This is a genomic window from Vibrio sp. Vb0667 (assembly GCF_033391095.1).
The window spans coordinates 157,503-178,373 of the sequence record NZ_JAWPOL010000006.1; the positions used below are offsets into that span (position 1 = coordinate 157,503).

Consider the following 20,871-nt stretch of genomic DNA (forward strand, 5'->3'; position numbering starts at 1 on the left):
CAACAAAAGTCTCAAAACGAAGGGAAAGAAGCGCAAGGACAACAGTCACAAAATCAGCAAGATTCTGAAAATAAAAAAGAAAAACAAGAAACGGAACAACATCAACCGCAACGAGATGACAAGCAAGTGAAGGATCAAGGTGAACCAATACAGGCTAAAGCGCATCCCGAAAAAATGCATCAGGATGATCCTGAGTTCCGTCGACTAGAAGCAGTAGAAAGTGCTCGCGACCCAAGCTTTTTGATCCGTGCGCAAATGCAACTTCAAGCGCAACAAAAACAACCTCCACAACAATCTCAAAAGGAGTGGTAAGCCTGTGATGAACAAAGGCGTAAAACTGGTCTTTATTTTTGTGGCCAGCCTAATATCCAGTTTCTCGGTGATGGCACAGACACTTCAAGCTAGTGTGAATAAAACACAAGTAGCCAAGAATGAAGTGATTAACCTCAGAATCATTTCAGATACTGAGCTCAGCTCAGACTCAATCGACTTCAATGTTCTAGAGAAAGACTTCTTCTTGGGTCAACCTCGTTATGGCCGCTCTAGCAATAACATTAACGGAAGAAAATCAGTGCGTACCGAATGGAGTATCTCAATTGCACCAATGAAAGAAGGTGTTCTGACTATTCCAAGTTTTTCCGCTGATGGCATGAAAACGGAGCCGATCAAACTACGTGTCAACGCGAGCCAAACAGACCCCAATCTTGATGATCTATTTAGCTTCAATATTACGGTCGACAACAGTACGCTCTACCCTCAGCAATCTGCAACATTACGTATACAACTTCTAATTAAAGCGGACACTCGACGCCTAGATAACCCGCAAATAGTACCTCCGCAGATTGAAGGCATGAAGCTTGAGGCACTGGGTGGCTTACAACAAAGACAGAAGATCTTAAATGGGTTAGAAGTAGCGGTCATAGAGCAGTCGTTTCGCTTAACGGCCAATCAACCAGGCACTTATACCTTGATAGGTCCTAAACTGACCGGTTCTTATATTTATGGCGACAGCTTGACGGGCTCAACCAAAATAATGCCTATCAACACCAAAGCGGAACGCATGCCAATCACGGTCAAACCGATTCCGAGCGAATTTAAAGGTGAATGGCTTCCTGCTTCAGCGTTAGAAATGACACAGAGCTGGCAAGACGATCAAGGTAATCTATTGTCGACTAACGCGATCAACACAGTAAAACAAGGCTCTTCACTCACTCGAACCATTCAAGTTAAGACTCGCGGTACACAAGCCGAATATCTGCCACGAGTCAATATTAGTTACCCGAGTTCACTGCGCGTGTATCCCGAACAACCTAAGTTCGATAGCGCGAGAGATGGCACCGTTACCATGACGGTGAAGCAAGTCATTATTCCTACAGAGGCCGGGAAATATACCTTACCAGGATACGACTTGAACTGGTGGGACAGTCAAAATGATGAAGCGAAGAAAACAACGTTACCAGAGCTAACATTAGACGTAGAGAAAAATGACACTGGGCTAATCACGTTGCCGGAATCGCCTCTTTCAGCGCCTTTAGTGTCAGCCCCTAGTCCTGAATCAAGCGGCGATGTAAACAGTCTCTGGCGAACATTAACCTTTGTTTTCTTAGGGCTTTGGATAATGACATTGGGAATCGCTATTTGGGCATGGAAAAAGCGGTCAATAACAGCGAGTGGAACGGTTTCAAATACTGAACAACCACTTTGCATCGACGCGCTAAAAAAAGTCATCGAAGAGGGCGATGCTGCGAAAATTGAACGCTCTGTAAATGAGTATTTAACCACTCATCAAGACAGGTTAAACCCTGGTGACGTACAAGCAATTAAGCAAGAGCTTAATGCCATGAATCAAGCGTATTTTAGTGCTAACCAACAACCTTGGAGCCCTGATTTGCTGCTAGCGAAAATTCAAAACCTTGGCAAAGCAAACGTAACGAAAACCGACCACCAACTCGAAAAGCTATAAATAACTAAATAACAATGGCAGCTCTCATGAGCTGCCAATTCTCTTATCCGGCCAAATTTTGCTTTAGCGGTTTTATCTAGAGCACCAACCGCCGCCTCTTCCCTATCAAGTTGCTCTTATGAACATCACTTACTCAACAAAACTTGGGGCTCGTATTCGTATCGCCTTACACAATTTCGCCCATGATTCTTCGCTTGATAGAGTGCCTTATCCGACAACTGATATAAATGGTCGAAATTAAAGTCTTTGCCTTTCGCTTTATAACAGGAGTAACCGACTGAAACGGTAAGTAACTCCCCTTCTGGGTTATGTCGATGCTTTATCCCCTCGCCCTCGATACATTGACGAATGCACTCTGCTCTCAGTCGAACCTCCTCTTGATCAGAACCAATCATGAGCAACGCAAACTCCTCACCTCCGATACGGCAAAAAACTTCATCTTCACCTTTGGTATGATGATCCAAGATATAGCCAATTCGCATCAATGCGATATCGCCTTCGAGATGACCATAGTGATTATTGAATAAGCCAAAATGGTCAATATCAATCAGGATCAGGCCAAACGACATGTCGTCTTCACACTCTAGGGCGCAATATTTTTGCATCACATGTTCTAACATGCGGCGATTACCAAGACGCGTCAAAGGATCGAGCTTAGAAAGTACCTCAAGCTGTCGATTGGCTTCCTCCAACTCTTTTGTTCGGTTCTGAACCTCCAGCTCTAAGTTTTCGTTTAGTTCGCGAATCGCCTCTTGAGCTTGAGTACGTTGCAATACTTCAGCTAAGCTGGACGCGAACATACGAATCACTTCACGTAACTGAGAAGTTAAGGGCGCACGTGTCAGCAAATTATCAACAGCGATAAAGGCGATAGGACCACTGCTATTTGAAGTCAATACCGTCATCGCAGCCCAACCAAAGCCAACAATATTACAGTCATGATAAATAGGCACTGATTCTTCAAATGCGACTTCGTTTGGCATTGAGCGAGCCAGATTTATAAGAGAGAAATCTTGGGTTTCGCCAAAGAAGTAAGATTCATCCACCACATTACCTTGAATATCGGTACCCCACGTTCCTTGCATGTAAGAGCAATTTTCATCAGTTAAAAACACCGCCATTCGATCAATACCAAGATTTTTAATGGCGAAAGTGACGGCCGATTTGCATACTCCACTGACAGTAGTGCAACGTGATAACTCAACCATGCTTGAATGCAGCATGCGTACGTTTTGTTCTTGGCGCTTACGAATGTAAATTTGAGAGAAAAGTGAACCAAACGAGTCCAACATCTGTTTTTGATATGCCGTTATCGGCTTACGATGAATAAAGTTATCTAGCGCGAACCACCCAAACGGTTCATTGCCATCGCGTAAAATCAACATCGCATTCCAGCCCTGCCCGATGACCTTGCCTGCTGTGTATATTGGCGCGTCTTCTACAATCACTAAGTTGCTCTCAAGGCTAGATAACGCGGTGATATACTCCTCGCTAAGTTGATGTAAATCGTATTGTGTGTGAAATTCATCAATCGTAATTCCTGACTCATCCGTGCCATATGTACCACTGAAGCTGCGCTTTTTCATATCGAGAAGCATCAGTGTAGAGCGATCAAACCCCAATCGTTCACGTAGCGCTTCGACGGCTTTGTAGTACAAGTCCTTTAAAGAATCAGGATTAGAGATTTCGAGTGCAACTTGCTGAACTAACTTCATATTTTCGATAAAGCGCTCGCGTTGGCTAATCTCATCAACATATTGCGCTTCACGAATATCTCTGTGCCTGATCTCTTTCGAGGCATTTTTTTCGGCACGAATACATTGCCAACGCGCCGCTGCGAGCTGCATTGCGTCGTAACTTTCTTCATAGATATTATGTGCTGAGCGAGCATGTACAGATTGAATCAGTAGGTAGGTACGTTTGATAGGCGTGTTGTCGAGCATCATGATGTAACTATCACCGCCTAAATCTCGGGTGTGATTCCAGTTACAAGTGTTGATCGCCAGAGGTATGATGCTTTCAGAGGTATCAAACTGACTTGCCCACTCCCAGAATGTCTCAGGATAGTTTTGGGTTGGGTAAAGCTCTCCGCGAGAGAAGCTCATTGAATGACGAGGGTTAATTGAAGGATCTTCAAAAATAGCGAGGGCTTGAGGGGAGAACAGACTCTCTAAATGATCAAAGATTGCCTCCGCTAGCAACCGATGGTCCCTCGTTGAAGACACTTTTCTTGTAAAACTTCTTAAACTCACCCTACCAACCTAATCTACTTTTTTATCCTCGATAAAAAACTACTTAGGCCATGATATGCAATCAATACGTTCAAATTTGAGCTGTTAAGTCATTCGCAAAATTATCAGACTTAGTGTTACATTCGAGAGCTCTTCAGCACTTTTAAAGCCATGTTTCACATAAGTTACATGCTTTATAAACTGGGGAGGAAAGTTGTACTTATTTACAAGATTTTTGTGTTGGTAGATGTTTTAAGCCTACGACTTAAAAAGAAAAAGGCCCCTCATCAAGAGGGGCAAAGTTACCATCGCTTATAGTTATTTAGTTATGCTTGTAAATACGGTGGATTAACCGAAATCACCATTTACGTAGCCTTGAGTACGGTCGTCTTGAGGGTTGCTAAAGATCACTTGCGTATCGTTGTGCTCAACCAGTTCACCCATTAGGAAAAACGCAGTGCGGTCAGAGATACGACGCGCCTGTTGCATTGAGTGAGTCACGATAACGATGGTGTAGTTCTTCTTTAGCTCTTCCATCAGTTCTTCGATTTTGTGTGTCGCAATTGGGTCAAGTGCCGACGTTGGCTCATCCATCAGAATCACATCCGGCTCCATCGCGATTGTACGTGCAATACATAAACGTTGCTGCTGACCACCAGAAAGACCGAATGCGTGTGATTTAAGGCGATCTTTCACCTCATCCCAAAGTGCAGCACCGCGCAGCGAACGCTCTACCACTTCATCAATTGTCTTTTTGTCTTTGATACCTTGAGCACGTAAGCCGTAAGCCACGTTCTCGTAAATGCTCATCGGGAATGGGTTTGGCTTTTGGAATACCATGCCGACTTTGATGCGAAGGTCAGCAACATCAATGTTGCCGTAAATATCTTCGCCGTCCATCGCCAATTTACCTGTAATTTTCACGCCTTCGATTAGATCATTCATTCGGTTCAAACAGCGTAGAAGCGTTGATTTTCCGCAACCTGACGGGCCGATAAGTGCAGTTACTTGGCGAACTGGAATTGGTAAGTTGATCGATTTCAGTGCTTGGTTGTCACCGTAGAATAGGTCTAGGTTTTCAATATCAAATTTGTTCATTGTCTTAATCTCTTAATTCTTGAATTCGTGTCTTTTAACGTGCGTTCTTAATTAGTGTTGTTAGTAAGTTGCGGTGTTAAAACGTCTAGCAATCAGTTTCGTTACCATGTTGATCAAGAGAACAACTACGATAAGCACTGTTGCCGTACCGTAAGCCTGATTCCATTCTTCAACGGTAAACAGTTCGGTAGTCAGTTTGTATAGGTGAACGGTTAGCGTACGACCTGAATCCAATAAAGAATCCGGAATACGTGCAACCATACCTGCTGTCAGGAATACTGGAGCAGACTCACCAATGACACGACCAATACTTAGAATGACCGAGGTTAAGATACCTGGCATTGCGCTTGGAAGAATCAAACGCCAGATAGTGTAAATCTTAGAAGCACCGAGGCCATAAGAGCCTTCACGGTAAGTTTGTGGCACTGCCATCAGCGCTTCTTCCGTTGTACGGATGATCACTGGCAGGATTAGGATACTTAGCGTCAATGCACCCGATAGAATCGAGAAGCCAAGGCCAAGAATCGCCACGAAGAAAGTCATACCAAACAGGCCGAAAATGATCGACGGGATACCCGCCAATGACTCGGTACAGAATCGGATGATTTTCACCAAACGACTGCCCACTTTCGCGTATTCGGTCAAGTAGATTGCCGTCATGATACCGAGTGGCGCTGCCACTGCGATAGAAGCGATAACCATGTAAATGGTCGCCACAATCATTGGGAAGATACCGTGCTCTTCACCTGTGCGCGTATAGTTATCAGTAATGAAGTTCCAATCTACGTGTTGTAGACCGTTTGATAGGATGTACCAGATAATCCAGAACAAAAAACCTACCGTTAGTGCTGCCGAGATCCAGACAAATGCGTTAAAGACATTATCTTTGAACTGGCGTGCTTTTTTCAGTTTTGCGCGATCCATAAAAGTCACCTTTAACGAGCGATTACTTCGCTTTTTCTCGGTTTAGGTACAGTAGTACAGCGTTCAACGACATGATGAAGACCAGAAGTACTACACCTGTAGCGTAAAGTGCGTTCGCGTGAACACCACTTGCGTAAGACATTTCAATAGCGATGTTTGCAGTTAGTGTACGAGCCGAATCAAGGATGCCTTCTGGCATTGCCGGCGCGTTACCCATAACCATGATAATCGCCATGGTCTCACCCAACGCACGACCGATACCCAGTATCACACCTGTCATGATGCCTGAGCGAGCCGCTGGAACGAGCAACTTAAAGATGGTGTAGATTTTCGATGCGCCCAGTGCCAAAGAACCTTCTTTATAAGTACGAGGGACAGCGCGGATAGACGTTTCAGATACCGTAATTACCGTTGGTAGAATCATCACACCAAGAACAATGATACCGGCAAGGATAGTATTACCTGCAGGTACATCAAATACCTTCTGAATCAATGGAACGATAATAACCAGACCGAAGAAACCGTAGACCACTGAAGGAATACCGGCTAGCAGCTCAACCGCTGGACGGATGATGTCTGCTAATCGCTTTGGTGCGATTTCAGCGATAAAAATGGCGGTCAGAACACCAATTGGAACCCCAACAATGACAGCACCAGCCGTCGATACGATAGATGCCACAATCATGGTGGCGACACCGTAAAGCGCAGGTGGTAACCAGTTTTGTCCTAAGACAATGCCCGATACGCCTGCTTCTTGGAATGCCGGAATACTCTCTCGAACGATGAAGTATGCAATAACGGCCAATGAAACAATGCCGATTACGGCACTCGTTAGGAACAAGCCGTGGAAGATGCGCTCTTTCCAGTCTACACGACGCTTCTCGCGTAGGCCTGACTTGCTGATAGCTCTAGCGTCAGTATTCATAAGCTTTTCACTATTTGTTGCGATGGTCATTTAAAAATCTCACGGTTCTGGGCAATGCCGTTGAACACAATGGATAGAAAAGGCTCAGCCCGAAACGTTGGGCTGAGCAAACTTTAGAGTCCCGATGGGATTAGTTAACTGAGATGTAACCTTTTTGGTCAACTAGCGCTTGCGCTTCGTCAGTTAGCATCCAGTCTAGGAATTTTTGCGTTTCTGTTGATGGCTTGCCTTCTTTGTAAAGAACAAGGAATGGACGCGCTACTTTGTAAGAACCGTTTTTAACGTTAGCTACCGTTGCATCAACGCCGTCGATTGCTAGCGCATTAACAGTGTTGTCTACAGTACCAAGAGAAATGTAGCCGATTGCGTATGGGTTAGATGCAACCATTGTTTTCAGTGCGCCGTTACCGTTTGCAACTTGAGCACGTTGAGAGATAGCTGATACCTTCTTACCAGAAATCTTCATTTTTAGAGACATGATGTCTTCAAATGCGCCACGAGTACCAGAAGCTGTGTCACGAGTAATGGCTACGATTGGCTTGTCTGCACCACCGACTTCTTTCCAGTTTGATACTTCGCCTTTGTAGATTGCAGTCACTTGCTCGGCTGTTAGACCTGGCAGTTTGTTTTGTGGGTTAACAACCACTGCGATACCATCACGAGCAACCACTTCTTCGATTAGTGTTGATTCTTTTTCAGAGTCTTTTAGATTACGAGAAGACATACCAAGGTCTGCTGAACCATTTTTCGCTGCTTTTACACCAGCTGAAGAACCAGGACCTTGAACTTCGATAAATACGTTAGGGTTCTTCTTCATGTACGTTTCAGAGAAAACTTCCATCAGTGGAGTTACGCTGCTAGAACCCACTGCAGAGATAGTTTCTTTAGCAGAAACAGGAGTCACTGCCATTGCGCCTAGAAGTGCGATTGCACCGATTACTGTCTTTTTCATCACAATTTCCTTAAGTGGCTTTATTGCCGTTGTGTTTCACTTGAACGGTGCTCACTTTAGAATTTGAATATGACAGTTGTGTTTCACTTAGTTGAACCCTCTATGACACGTTGTCATTTCTAACTATTAATTCCGCGACTTATCCCTCTCTCAATTTGAACGTAACGTTTTTATAAGTTGCCTCATGTTCAAGATGATAACCCCATCGATTTTGGTACATTTCATAACAATTAGGTATGAGTAACTCATTGATTTGGCAAATGTAACAATTAAAATCGAAATGCTTATTTATAAAAAAGATAATAATCAAACCGATAGAGGGTCAATCTCATGCGTCAATTTCTTAGTACGCTTTCTATTAAACTTCAGGTTTTTCTGCCTGTTCTATTCACAGTTATATTACTCATCATTGGACTGAGTGTCGGAATCGGTAAACTCGATCAAGCATTCAATAAGGTTTCGGCTTCCACCCATAAGCTAATCATTCACAAAGAGGAACTTAGCGGCATCGTAGACAACACTTACGCCATGCGCATCAAAGCCATTTATAGTCTATTTAGAGCCGAAGATGTTCAGTCTCTCAACCAAGAGCTTTCTAAGCGACAAAACAAAAACCGCGATTTTCTTAACTCCATCGACAATCTCCCTGGCGTTCAAAATGAAGTCAATGCTATGCGTAAGGCCATGAATCACTATGTTGATTTCACTCGCGTTACCATGACACCTCTGCTCACCACTAAACACACTTCTGATTACACCACCTCTGATTTCAATCAAAAGTACGAATCTGCAATGGCTGAGTATCGATTAGCTGGCGAAGCGATGATCAACGCCATCGACAAACTATCTAAACAATTGAATCAAATCGTCACCGATGAAGTCGAAACGAATGGCGAACAACATTCAACCACGCTAACTTACAGCGCCGTCTCGCTTGCGGTGATCTTGAGTGCCGCTTCACTTATTAGTTGGGTACTCGCCAGCTACATCGTTGCGCCGATTCGTAACCTTCAAGTAACGATGCAGGAAGTCGCGAAGGGAAACCTACTAGTTAAGGCCGAAGCCATCGGGAAAAACGAAGTGTCTCAGCTGGCTCGAGATGTAAACCAGACCATAGAAAAACTACGTGAAACTGTAAGCGCATTGGTTCGCATTAGTGAAGATGTGGCATCAGCATCAACCGAGTTAGCAACTGTTATGACTCAAAGCAGCGTCAACTCGGATCAAGAAAAGCAAGAAGTTGAGCAAGTAGCCTCGGCGATCAATCAGCTAGAGTCGACCGCAGCTGAAGTATCGACCAATGCACAAGAAGCCGATAGTGCATCAAATCAAGCACGTACGTTAACCTCACAAAGTATAAGCATGTTTGGGGAAAGCACTCGCGCAAGTGAAAAGATGGCGGAACAACTTAACGAAGCCGCTGCCGTCGTAACTTCGCTAAAAGATCAATCAGAACACATTGGTCGCGTGATCGAAGTGATTGAAGGTATTTCTGAGCAAACGAATCTACTTGCACTGAATGCAGCGATTGAAGCTGCACGAGCGGGCGAAAGTGGCAGAGGCTTTGCGGTAGTGGCCGATGAAGTACGTATGCTGGCAGCGCGAACTCAGGAGTCCACCAAAGAGATCCAAACCATTATAGAAGAGCTACAGCAACAATCTGGTCACGCAAATGAAAGTATGCATTTCAGCTTAGCGATGTTGTCAGACAACCAAGCTCTGACACAAGAAGTTAGCCAATCACTTGCTAATATCAGTAATGCTATCGCCGATCTGAACTCAATCAACACTCAAGTTGCGACCGCATCAGAAGAGCAGAAGCAGGTCACGGCTGATATCAACAACAACTTAACGAACATCTATGAACTAGTGAGCCAGAACGTCACTGGCATTACGCAATCCGCTGCTGCCGCTCAAGAGCTTTCTGGCTTAGCGGAAAACCAAAAACATCAGCTTAAGCAGTTCCAAGTTTAAATACTCTGCTCAACACGATAAGTTCCAAAGATTAGAAAAGAAAAAGCTCCGCACTGGCGGAGCTTATTAACATCTGGATTCGTGAAAATCCAACGGGGTGATTACTCCTCGTCAGTAACCAGCAGAACAGAGGAAATGTTCGTTGACTCTAGTGGGTTCCAGTTGTAAACCTCACCATTAAATGAATCAAACACCATAACGTTTGAGCCATCACCGTTTGGTGTGTTACTCCAGATGTAACCAGCATAGTCACCCACCTCTAGCGTGTAGCCCCTTGCGAATGCAGTGCCGTTCATCGCAGGGCTATGGCAAGCACGTTCTGTCAACGCGACTAACTCCTTAATGTTTGGTATGCGCCAATTTTTTTTGCCAGCGAAGTCATATAAAGCATGATTACCTGATTCATTGCGGATTTGCTCAGCGGTTGATAGCGCTAACTGCCATGACATCTTAGTCGCAGCGCCATCACAAGCTTCGTTTGCCGTATTCCACGTTGAACCAACAGGGCAGCGCATCCATGTTAGACCTGTTTTCAGGTCAGTTACGGTACCGCTCTCAGAATATGTATAACGCGTGTTAGGTGCCGTTTTAGCAAAGTCAGTAGAACACTCTTGTGCAGCCATTACAGTTTGAGAAGCCAAAGCAAGAGATAGTACAGTTATTAATTTCTTCATCTTATTGGCCCTTTACTGCTACTAGACGGATTGGGAATTGGAATGACGTGCCTGTGTCACGCTCTACTTGGTCAGAATAAATTTCAACAAAGCTTACGTGGCCACGGTCAGCGCCCTTCGCTGCAATCACTGCAAATTGAAGTGCACCTTCGTAGTTAGCAGGAGAGTAATTATTAAATGTGAAATCACTTAGCCAAATAGCACCTGATTTAGCATCTGGGCTGCCTTTACCCTGTTGAGGGAAGTAAGCTGTCGTCATACCATAGACATTGCCGTCGGCGTCTTTCTCTGTCTCACCTAAGTCGAGAACATCGTAGAACTCTTGGTATGTTGGTAGGCGCCAGTCACTAATGCCACATAGTGACTGCTTGTTTATATGTTCAACATATTGGCTTGTTGAACAGATGCCATCAGCAGCATCCACACAACCAACGACTTCAAGATCTTCGTAATACGGCTTAAATGTTTCAGACTCAAACGCAAATAGGCGATCTTTAAATTGAACCGAGCTCGCATCCGCACTCTTGTTTTCCCAAACAAGACCAGTACGTTCGTCCATAGTACAAGCCCACTCAGTCGCATCTGCAGCTAAAGCTGCACCTTGTGAATCTAGCTTAACGAACTTAAAGCCAGCGCCTGTCGACGTTTGCTTGTCCTCTTTGTCGAAGCCGTATTCTGCATCTTGACCAGGGTAAGACGCTTGAACCTCAGCAACGTCTGCTGCTCCTTCAGCAAAATAAAGAACGGCGCCCGTATCGTTACTACCAACCGTTTGTTCAGCAACCGCTACAATTTCTTCAGCAAATGCACTTACTTCCGCTTCAGACAGAAGATCAGAGGCCAACGATTTACCTTGGAAGCTAAGATTTTGAGCAAGCAGCGCTACGCCTTTGATCATTTGCTTTGGTTGCATCGCAGCTAATAGCACAACCGTGTTTTGCTCTAGCTTGTCTAGCTCGCTAGCTTCTGCGTTAGACATCACCGTACCAGAAAGAGAAACGCCGGCATCGGCGAGTTGCGCTTTCACAATCTCTTCAGCTTGAGCAACGGTTTTACCGTCAATTACAAGACCCGCGAGCAACGTTGTTACACCATTGACCGTGTTACCCGTTGCTAAATTTTGACCCGGAGCCGCAAGACGCAACGTTTGGTTTGAACCTTGATCAACTTGAGCAAGAATGGTGCTGGTTAGTACGTTTTTGTCGCTTGAAGTCAGGCTAAATTTACCGGCATTATCCGTTTTAGCACTCGGTTCAGTGGAATCACAAACGTAGTTTTGGTTTAAATCGATACATACTGGCGTATCAAGAAGTGTACCTGCAGAAACGATGGTGCCAGCTACATCATAGGTCGGTGCCGACGTGTCACCACCAGAACCTCCGCCACAGCCAGCAAGGGCTAGTGACATAGCAACGAAAGAATATTGAAACTTCATAGATTTTATCTTCTTTTGATTTTAATTAACGAGAGCGAATCACTCTCACCATTGAAAGCAGGACAAGTCCTAACAAGGTCCAAGGCGAACCACTGCCACCTGAATCACCGCCACTGCTTTCTTTAGTGGTATCAGCACTACACTGATACTGAGCAAAGTGACTCACACCCCACTCTTTCAACACCCCAGAATTCCCTGACACTCGGTCAGACACTTCGAGACGCCAAGTACCCCAACTCGGTTGACCGACAAGTGCTTGTAACTCCTCGGCATACTGAGCGGTGAAGTAACCTTTAAATCCTTTGGTATTGCTTGATTGATGGCTAAGTAGCACGACCGATTTGCCTTGTGGAGACACTAGCGTCACTTGCAGATCTTGCAGTGAGTCATGTTCGATGTTCAGATAAACCGCAAACGAATCATCAATCGTGCGTGACTTGTCCGATAGCGTCTGAGAGAACAGTCTGTCGCCCTGTTCCGGCAAAGCGGAGTTCACTGGTTGAGGCTGGATATCGAGCTCTGGCGTACCATTAACCAGCATCACCTTTTCACTCCACTGGTGAGTCTTTAGGCCTTCAGCAAATTGATAATCCAATGAAATAGAGGAATCGAATTGCGTGCCACATGTTAGACCGCTTGGTAACGCCACCTTCATTGAGGTCGAGTCAGAAAGCGTTTCATCAAAGTCGAAAACAGATGCGTTGTTTAGCTGCCATTGCCCTTTGATGCTCGCTTCACGGCCAGTTTGGCTCAGGCTCAAACCAACGTCTTGACCTTGTGCGATGTATCGAGCGTCATAGCGAACACGAAGAGGCGCTTTAAGTAAGTTGTGTCTGTTGAAGCTGTCCGTCAGGAATTGAGCGTAGTCTTTATTTGGGAACAAGGTGTTTGCGGCAAACACGGTCGACTCCGCCAGATCATGCATTTTCACGCCACGACCAATGCCGTACATGCCTTCAAGAACAATGGCGTCAAACTCGCGGAACACCCTATCGGTATCATCACCGTATCGTTCAACCGATGCTTTAAGCGCTTGAAACAGCGGCGTTGACCATAGCTCGTCACCTAGTTCACCGCCCACACTGACGTGCGCTGGGTACTCTGAGCTCTCGAAGTAACGTGCTCTTTGGTTCCATAAGCTACGAGTTGTTTTGCGTGTTCCGAACACACCGTCCCAGTTGAACACCGTATCTAACTCGAATTCTTGACCACGACGCGAAGCATCCAAATATTGAATGCGGTAGCTCGCGCTGCCCGCCCAGTAATCAGCAAAACCCTCTGCGATAGCACCAGTGTGACCGTACGCCCAATCCGGTACGATTTGGTAATGAATGCCATGCCCAAGCTCGTGTATCACTACATCAGCATCGACTGCATCCGGAGAAACACCACCGACACCTAGCATGAGTGCTTTCGGACCGTAATAGTAAGTAGAGTTATCTTTTGATAAACCGCGAGCGTCAAAACGAAGCGGTTCGTCAAACAAGTCGTAAGTCAGGCTTGTCAGATATTGGATCGAGCTATCAAGATGATAAAAAGCCATCAACTGTGGGAACGCATTGTCACCAAACTCGGTGCTTTGCATCTCATCAACACTGTCAAACGCTTGAACTCCTTCTGCGCTGAGAAAGTCCAACGTATCGAGTACAGGCGCTTCACCAGGTGCTGGGGCTGCAAATAAACCCGTCGCATCCACTTGCTTTAATCTTGGGTTAGAGAGATAGAACTTACCGCCGGACTGTAAAACCTCAATCGACTTGGTTACGTACTCGATCGGCTGAGGGTAATCAGACAGTGCTGACCACGTCGATTCTGGTGCCGCTTGCTGTTGCATGGTGCGCAGATCTGGGTTGAATAAAGAAACCTCAACATCAACCAAACTTCCAGAGCTCAGAGCCGGTGGCTCTTGTGCTTGCAGTTGGCGAGGCGATTCCAATTCCATTGCAACCGTTGGTTTACCGTTGCGAATTATCGTATCTTCAAGGCTCTTAAACACTCGCACAACGTGATGATTTTTATCAGTTGTTACTACTAAGGTGCGCTGTGCTTGATATTCACCGTTTACCCAAACATCAAAATTGTAATGCTCGCCAAGCTGAGACTGGGTTTTGTAACGGAACTTAAACTCGCCCGCTTCTGAGTAGTGGCTGTCTAGATAAGTTTTCGCTTGCGCTTCATTGGTCACCACAGAATCCGTTGAGGGATAATCCCACTCTGCAGCCAGCGCCGCAGGGGTACATGCAATAAGCAGTGAAAACGCCAATGGTTTTAGCTTCATGATTTCGTCCTAGAATTCGTATTTTGCAGTCAGCGTGAAGTAGCGCCCTGGCTCAGTTGAGTAACGCTTACTTTCCTCAGCGATACCCGCTACGTCTTGGTATCGGATGTATTCTTTGTCGAATAGGTTGATGATGTTTGCGCTAACACGAAGGTCTTTGGAAACGTGGTAAGTTGCGCCGATATCAAACGTATTCCACGCACTTGTCTGCGCGCAATCTGTCGCTAGACCAAGCGTGGTCTGGCATTTAGGAACGCGATCCATGGCCGCGGCCCAGTTCCAAGCCACGTAAGCATTGAAGTCTTGGTCGGCGTATTTCAGTTGAGCGTTACCTTCGAATGGCGTAATGCTTCGAACGTATTCACCTTCCGCGTCTTTGCCATCTACGTAGCCAAACTTGGTGCTGATGTTCCATCGCTTAGTGATCGCGTAACCTGCAGAAAGCTCTGCACCATACGTCTCGACACCATCGAGGTTTTGGTATTGTTTAATGTAATTACCATTGCTTGAGTCAAAGCCCGTGGTCACAACGTCGATGAAGTTTTCAAACTTGTTGTAGAACAAAGACGCATAGACATACGCACGACCGTTATCGAACTTGTTACCGATTTCAAATGAGTCGGAAGTTTCAGCTTCTAGATCCATGTTTGGTGCAATGACAAACGGCGTGAGCGGCACAAAGTCGTGGCTTACGAAGCCATACGCTTTATCGTATTCCGGAGCACGGTAACCATGGTTATAAGATACATAAGCGATGTTGTTGGCAAACATTTCACGAGAAACCGAAAGACTTGGAGATACCTCTGAGCTATCCATGTCTTTTAATGGGAAGCCGCCCACTTCACCCGCACCGTCTGGCGTGAGACGGTGCGCATCAAAGCGTAGGCCACCTGTGATGGTCCATTTATCCAGTTCCACCATGTCTCGGACATACAAGCCAATGTTATAAGCACGAGCAGGAGCGAAAGGTTGTTTGGTCGAAGGTGTTACTCCGTTCCAATCAATCTTGGAGTCGCTATCTGTGCGCTCGTAATAGTCTGTAGAAAGCTCAACACCGTAAGCCAATTGGTGCTCAGCATTTGCTGCATAAATCGTATTGGTGAAATCGCCACGGAAGCCAATTGTTTCGTCAATGAAGGTTTTGTGTTCCAGCTCGCGACGCTTGGTGATCAAACCATTGTGATCCACTTGGCGCATTAAACGGTTGGTGTCTTCCACCACTTCGGTGTGACGCCAGTAAACTTTGGTATCCAACTCTTCGAACCAAGTTGGATTAATCGGAGTCACCTCTGCACCAATATAAGCGCTGTACTCTTCCGTGGTTTCATCCTCAGCAAAGTCTTCAATATGCCAAATTCCATCAGGTTGAATGGACGGTGAACCCTCCAAACGCTCTTGGTTCTGGGTGTAGAGTTCCGCTTTGGCTTTCAACATCACCTCTTCATTGAAAAAGTGGTTGATCGTATAAGCACCGCTGTAACCATCGAGGTCGCGGTTATACAAATCTTCATCAAAGTTACGTGTCTCTTGTCCTTGCCAGTATGAAACGTTAAACAAACTCTCTGTATCACCGGAACGAAAAGCTAGATTACTCGTGCCTTTGTACTTGTTGCTGATATCGGTGTAAGTACCGGAAACATCGGTGTAAAAGTCTTTGTCTTTTAAGAAATCACCCGGCTGACTGGATTCTAAAATCACCACACCGCCGATCGCGCCAGAGCCATGCACCGAAGAACTTGCCCCTTTAATGATTTGCAGCGATTCAAAATTGGATAAATCAAAAGTATCTCGCCCAACTGCATCATTAATGTCATTCGCACCGAAGCCATCCGCAGAACGAATGCCATCACGAACGATCATAATGCGGTTACCCGTCATACCACGGATGGTAATGTTTTGCGGACGTCCTGCACCGCCCGTCACGCTTACACCAGGTTCGTTACGCAGCACGTCATATAGCTCGGTCTCGCCTCTTTCTTCGATTTGCTCGTTTGTGATAACCGCGACACTACCTGCCACTTTTGACAATGGCTGATCGATTTTATTGGCGGTTACCACCACCTCTTCCATTGAGAAAACCTTAGATTCGGCGTGCACTTGACTGGCAGCAAGTACCAAAAGTACTGCCGCTGACACTGGGGTAAGCTTCATTTACTGCTCCGCTTTAGATGTTTTAATGAGTGATAGTAGAAATGCGTATTCTTTTGCTTGTTGTTCTTGCGCTTGTCGTGGGTCCATTTGGTGGCCCGAATTAAAATCAGTTTGCAACAGGTACGGCCCGTTGCGCTCACTTAACGCTGAAACTTTAGCCAGATACTTTGCGCCTTCCCAATATGGCACGCGCTGATCAATTAAACCGACTTGAACCAACATGGGTGGGTAAGCGTTTTTATGGATATTGAGAATCGGATCGTACGCCTTCATTAACGCCAATTGTTCAGGTTTGGTTGGGTTACCCCATTCGCCATACTGCTGTGTGGTAAGCGGAAGTGAGGTATCCGACATACTTGCAACCACATCAACAAAAGGCACTTTAAGTACGACACCTGAAAACAATTTAGGATCTTGATTAACCGCTCCGGCCACCAACGTACCACCAGCACTAGAACCGATGGCGAAAACCTCTCTATTGCCACGTTCGAATGTTTGCAGCGCCTTCGCGGCCGCGACAAAATCACCAATAGAATTGGCTTTTCGCACACCACGGCCTTGCTCGTGCCATTCATCGCCAAAGTACCCACCGCCACGGACATGGGCGATAGCGTAAATCACACCTTGGTCGAGTAAACTGATAACCTGAGGCATAAAGTACGGTTTCATCGTAAAACCATACGCGCCGTAACCGTAAATCATCACAGGAGATTGTGGGTGCAATTTGTCTTTGCGATACGCCAAAGAGACCGGGACAGAAACGCCGTCGTGCTTAATAAAAATACGTTGGGATACATAACGCTGACTATCAAAGTCTTGGTAAGCATCTTGAGAGTACAAGGATTTATTCAGCGTTTTTACATCGAACTCTTCCCACTGAGGAGGCGTAGTCATCGACATGCTTCGGATACGAATTTTGTTTGATTCAAAATCGCCCAATGTGCTTAGCCAAGCGACATTACCATCGTGTTCCAATGGCAGTATCACTTTTTCCTGCCCTTGGTAAGAATACACCGTCAATGTCGACAAATTGTTTGGCTTACTAAGTGCCACAACTCCTGCATCATAAAGGTAGAACTGTTCAAGCGGCTCACGAGGATTGGTAAAGCGTTGCCATGTTGCGCCAAGCGGTGCGAGTTCGGCTTGGTAAAGGGCGAACTTTCCTTCCAGGTTGCTTTTAAGATAAATGTAACCTTTCGCCACATCCGCGTAATATTCCACACCCACTTCAGGCTTTCGCAATGAATCTGAGACAGTGCCCGTTTCTAGGTCGACAAGCTTCTGCTCTGTTGTTGACTCGTTGTTGCTTTGCAGCACAGCATAACGGCTATCTGCCGCACGATAGAAAGAAAGTAACCAATCTGACTTGGGTTCATTCCATAGGACTGTTTTTGCCAAAGATTCAGTGGAGATACGTAAGATCTGATGAGGTCGCTGAGTGCGCTTTTCCTTTGCAACGAGGAATGCCACTTTTCCGTTAGGTGACAACAATACGCCACTATCGACGTGCGTCGCCAGTTCCGTAGACTGGCCGGAGAGTAAATCAACAACCACGGCGCGGTATTGTTCGCTGCCGTCGATATCTTCCGTGAAAAGTAGCGTGTCACCATTCACTTGCCATTGACCAAGTTGGTAGTACTGATGCGCAGATTGTCGTTCATCGAAATCGAACACCACGTTTTCTGGTGCATGTTGACTCGCACGGGATAATAGTAAGTAACGACCATCGCGACGCGTTAGCGTCCATTCTCTTCCACTTACGATCGACCATGGCTTATCACCTTTGTCTGCCACCATGGTACCCCACTGCGTGAGTAGGTTTTTTGTCAACGTCTGATAACTTTTTTGGTGCTGTTCAGTTTTGTGGTTTTGTTCTGTTAGGTAGGTAAGAACTCGCTCATCTTTACGAGCATCATCTCGAAGCCAGTTGAAATCACCAGCAGCAAAGCCAGAACTAGAGGTAATTATGAGCCCTAAAAAAACATGAGTAAATTTCATATAGAGAGCGAATTCATTTATAGGATTAATACAATGGCGCGTATTCTGCCCTTAAATAAAAATGAGATCAATTATCATTTTCATAATCATGTGAGATTTTTATCTAGTGTGTGAGGAAAAACGTTTGCTTTGACCGAGGTTATAAAACTTAATAACTTCCTAAATTAGCGTTCTATGCTGTTTATATACAACCAGACAAATATAAAGGCTGACAAACGAGTGAGTATGGAAAAACGCTATTTCACCTAGCGACAGACATAAAAAATCCGAGTGCGAACACTCGGATTTTTAAGAACTAAAATCGATGGGAAACTACAGCAGCTTTTACTCTTCAGAGCTCGGTGCCGCTGGTTTTTTCTTAGGGATGAAGATATCATCACCCACAGATACGTTTTTGTAGAAGCTCTTGTCACGCTTAGCTGGTTTTTTCGCCGATTTTTTCGCTTGAGGGCGAGCTTTCTTTGCTGTCGCTTTCTTATTGCGGAAATCTGGTTTAGGTGGCTTAAGGCCTTTAAACTTACCTTTCAAATCTTCGAACACTGAAAACTCAAGATCTTGTTGTAGGTATGCTTCTACACGTTTAAAGCTATCCCAGTCTTTTGGACCAACAAGAGAGATTGCATCCCCTTTGTTTCCAGCACGACCAGTACGACCAACTCGGTGTACGTATTCTTCGGTATGCTTTGGCATATCGAAGTTAATGACGTGTGTCACAGTTGCAATATCCAAACCGCGGGAAGCAACATCAGTCGTTACAAGGATCTTAAATACTGCGCGCTCAAACTGACTCATAATGGAGTTACGTTGAGTCTGGTTCAAGTTACCACTTAGTGCTACAGCCTTCAGTTTCTTTTCGTTCAGCTTTTCTGTTAGTCGCTCAGTATCATCACGCGTTGCCGTAAAGATAATAACTTGACGGTATTCAGCCTCAGAAAGAACACGATCTAAAATTGCCTCTTTATGATCTAGGTGATCACACAAGTAAAATTTTTGCGTGATATCTTTATGCTCTTCGTTAGAAACGCCGATAGCAATTCGCTTTGGCGCATTGAGCATTTCAGCCGCGATTTCATTGACGTCTGCATGATCTAATGTCGCAGAGAACATCAACGTTTGACGACGACGATGCTTGGCTGCTTTATGAATGCGACGAAGCTCTGGTGCAAAACCCAAATCCAACATGCGGTCTGCTTCGTCAAGAATCAGCGTTTCCAAACCATCCAGATAAAGCGAACGATGATCTAAGTGATCAGCCAAACGTCCTGGTGTCGCCACGATAAATTTCGGGTAACGACGCAGAGCTTTTACTTGATCGTTAAAGTTCTCACCACCCAAAATCAGTGCTGCTTCATAAGATAGGCCAGCTAGCATAGAACGAAGCTCACCATATACTTGTTTCGCTAGCTCACGAGTAGGAGCAAGGATTACCGCGCGAGGGTCTTTCGCAGAAAACGATTTTGTCTTTAAAGACTTATGAAGCATTGGCAATACAAACGCCAAAGTCTTGCCCGAACCTGTTTTCGAAGATGCCAATAGATCCTTGCCTGCAATCGCAACAGGAATCGCCTGCTGCTGAATGTCAGTCGCTTTTTTAAAATCGTAGTGTTTTAGGTTCTTCAACAATCGGTTGTCTAGGCCTAGATCTTTAAATTGCAAAGTATTCTCCAATAAATCAGTCAGCGTCTGAGCGCTCTGTAGTGTCGTTTCCGCTCTAACGCAGCAAAAAAATAAAGCTCGGTATAATACCGCAAATCATAGGAGTATAGATAGAGATCACACAAACTAATTCCCTGTGGTAACGGTAAAACATCATTTGTGGCTCAGTTCAGAGTAAAGACTAGCCTTTTTGATGAGCAGCTGGACAGGAAGTTTAGAGAAAAGCCGTTCAAATATGCCTTCTATCCATCAACAAAACGACTTAAATAGCAGTTATTTGGGCCAATAAACTTTCATTTGTGTCAATATCGTCTAAATTATTGATATCAGGAACGTGGCAAATACACCTGCTATGAAAACTGTTGTGAGAACGAAATAAAGGATAGGTAGTTAAACTTTGTTAAGTTCAGGTAAAAGTTGACGTCAGGTACTCCATGAAATTCTTGGGTTTTTTTGACTTTTGCTACATCATGTACTGATAAAATGTAACCACATTTAACCTCGCTACTGTATAAAATAATAGTTAGTGGCGAGACTTTCACTATAAGCAAGGAGTTCTTATATGAACAAAACGTTGATCGCAGCTGCAGCAACTTCAGTACTTCTACTAGC

The 20,871-nt window shown here is 45.1% G+C and carries 13 protein-coding genes and 1 pseudogene; 3 read left to right on the forward strand and 11 right to left on the reverse strand.

From position 1 onward, the window contains the following. Positions 1 to 312: pseudogene (locus tag R8269_RS09540) on the forward strand (hypothetical protein); the annotation flags it as partial. 4 nt (positions 313 to 316) lie between these two features. After that, positions 317 to 1,963: a BatD family protein gene (locus R8269_RS09545; protein ID WP_206225756.1), complete on the forward strand. Its 1,647-nt coding sequence runs from the start codon at positions 317 to 319 to the stop codon at positions 1,961 to 1,963. A 125-nt stretch (positions 1,964 to 2,088) separates the two neighbouring features. On the opposite strand, the gene R8269_RS09550 is transcribed toward R8269_RS09545, so the two are convergent. The 5 genes from R8269_RS09550 to R8269_RS09570 form a co-directional block, all read right to left on the reverse strand. Next, the gene (locus R8269_RS09550) at positions 2,089 to 4,215 is read right to left on the reverse strand and encodes a GGDEF domain-containing protein (RefSeq protein ID WP_206225757.1); all 2,127 of its coding nucleotides are present in this window, start codon (positions 4,213 to 4,215) and stop codon (positions 2,089 to 2,091) included. Between the two features lie 327 nt (positions 4,216 to 4,542). Continuing rightward, positions 4,543 to 5,292, reverse strand: a complete 750-nt coding sequence (gene pstB / locus R8269_RS09555; RefSeq protein ID WP_005375156.1) for a phosphate ABC transporter ATP-binding protein PstB — start codon at positions 5,290 to 5,292, stop codon at positions 4,543 to 4,545. A gap of 60 nt (positions 5,293 to 5,352) precedes the next feature. Beyond that, entirely contained in the window at positions 5,353 to 6,216 is an 864-nt protein-coding gene (pstA, locus tag R8269_RS09560; RefSeq protein ID WP_005383923.1) for a phosphate ABC transporter permease PstA, read from the reverse strand. A gap of 22 nt (positions 6,217 to 6,238) precedes the next feature. Then, the gene (gene pstC / locus R8269_RS09565; protein WP_005375154.1) at positions 6,239 to 7,171 is read right to left on the reverse strand and encodes a phosphate ABC transporter permease subunit PstC; all 933 of its coding nucleotides are present in this window, start codon (positions 7,169 to 7,171) and stop codon (positions 6,239 to 6,241) included. Between the two features lie 100 nt (positions 7,172 to 7,271). Next, positions 7,272 to 8,093, reverse strand: a complete 822-nt coding sequence (locus R8269_RS09570; protein WP_005375153.1) for a phosphate ABC transporter substrate-binding protein — start codon at positions 8,091 to 8,093, stop codon at positions 7,272 to 7,274. A 330-nt stretch (positions 8,094 to 8,423) separates the two neighbouring features. On the opposite strand from R8269_RS09570, the gene R8269_RS09575 reads away from it, so the two are divergent. Then, positions 8,424 to 10,067, forward strand: a complete 1,644-nt coding sequence (locus tag R8269_RS09575) for a methyl-accepting chemotaxis protein (protein WP_238970734.1) — start codon at positions 8,424 to 8,426, stop codon at positions 10,065 to 10,067. A gap of 101 nt (positions 10,068 to 10,168) precedes the next feature. Here R8269_RS09575 and R8269_RS09580 read toward each other — a convergent pair whose 3' ends face one another. The 6 genes from R8269_RS09580 to R8269_RS09605 all read right to left on the reverse strand — a co-directional run bounded on the left by R8269_RS09580 (position 10,169) and on the right by R8269_RS09605 (position 20,271). Next, a complete protein-coding gene (locus tag R8269_RS09580) occupies positions 10,169 to 10,741 on the reverse strand; it encodes a DUF1566 domain-containing protein (protein ID WP_258476599.1) in 573 nt (190 codons plus the stop codon). A gap of 1 nt (position 10,742) precedes the next feature. Further along, positions 10,743 to 12,176, reverse strand: coding sequence for a DUF1566 domain-containing protein (locus R8269_RS09585; protein ID WP_137283046.1), 1,434 nt, complete (start codon positions 12,174 to 12,176; stop codon positions 10,743 to 10,745). A gap of 25 nt (positions 12,177 to 12,201) precedes the next feature. Beyond that, positions 12,202 to 14,454 (reverse strand): proprotein convertase P-domain-containing protein, encoded by a 2,253-nt coding sequence (locus R8269_RS09590; RefSeq protein WP_238970732.1) that lies wholly within the window; start codon positions 14,452 to 14,454, stop codon positions 12,202 to 12,204. A gap of 9 nt (positions 14,455 to 14,463) precedes the next feature. Continuing rightward, on the reverse strand, positions 14,464 to 16,605 hold the full coding sequence (locus R8269_RS09595) for a TonB-dependent hemoglobin/transferrin/lactoferrin family receptor (protein ID WP_258476600.1): 2,142 nt from the start codon (positions 16,603 to 16,605) through the stop codon (positions 14,464 to 14,466). Beyond that, on the reverse strand, positions 16,606 to 18,603 hold the full coding sequence (locus R8269_RS09600) for a prolyl oligopeptidase family serine peptidase (protein WP_258476601.1): 1,998 nt from the start codon (positions 18,601 to 18,603) through the stop codon (positions 16,606 to 16,608). A gap of 324 nt (positions 18,604 to 18,927) precedes the next feature. Further along, positions 18,928 to 20,271 (reverse strand): DEAD/DEAH box helicase, encoded by a 1,344-nt coding sequence (locus tag R8269_RS09605; protein ID WP_318222517.1) that lies wholly within the window; start codon positions 20,269 to 20,271, stop codon positions 18,928 to 18,930. Positions 20,272 to 20,871: the final 600 nt, after the last annotated feature.

Bases quoted from the DNA above. Each gene is read 5' to 3' on its own strand.
- pstC (WP_005375154.1), bottom strand. From the start codon at position 7,171: ATGACCATCGCAACAAATAGTGAAAAGCTTATGAATACTGACGCTAGA.
- R8269_RS09580 (WP_258476599.1), bottom strand. From the start codon at position 10,741: ATGAAGAAATTAATAACTGTACTATCTCTTGCTTTGGCTTCTCAAACT.
- pstB (WP_005375156.1), bottom strand. From the start codon at position 5,292: ATGAACAAATTTGATATTGAAAACCTAGACCTATTCTACGGTGACAAC.
- R8269_RS09600 (WP_258476601.1), bottom strand. From the start codon at position 18,603: ATGAAATTTACTCATGTTTTTTTAGGGCTCATAATTACCTCTAGTTCT.
- R8269_RS09575 (WP_238970734.1), top strand. From the start codon at position 8,424: ATGCGTCAATTTCTTAGTACGCTTTCTATTAAACTTCAGGTTTTTCTG.
- R8269_RS09570 (WP_005375153.1), bottom strand. From the start codon at position 8,093: ATGAAAAAGACAGTAATCGGTGCAATCGCACTTCTAGGCGCAATGGCA.
- R8269_RS09590 (WP_238970732.1), bottom strand. From the start codon at position 14,454: ATGAAGCTAAAACCATTGGCGTTTTCACTGCTTATTGCATGTACCCCT.
- pstA (WP_005383923.1), bottom strand. From the start codon at position 6,216: ATGGATCGCGCAAAACTGAAAAAAGCACGCCAGTTCAAAGATAATGTC.
- R8269_RS09585 (WP_137283046.1), bottom strand. From the start codon at position 12,176: ATGAAGTTTCAATATTCTTTCGTTGCTATGTCACTAGCCCTTGCTGGC.
- R8269_RS09595 (WP_258476600.1), bottom strand. From the start codon at position 16,605: ATGAAGCTTACCCCAGTGTCAGCGGCAGTACTTTTGGTACTTGCTGCC.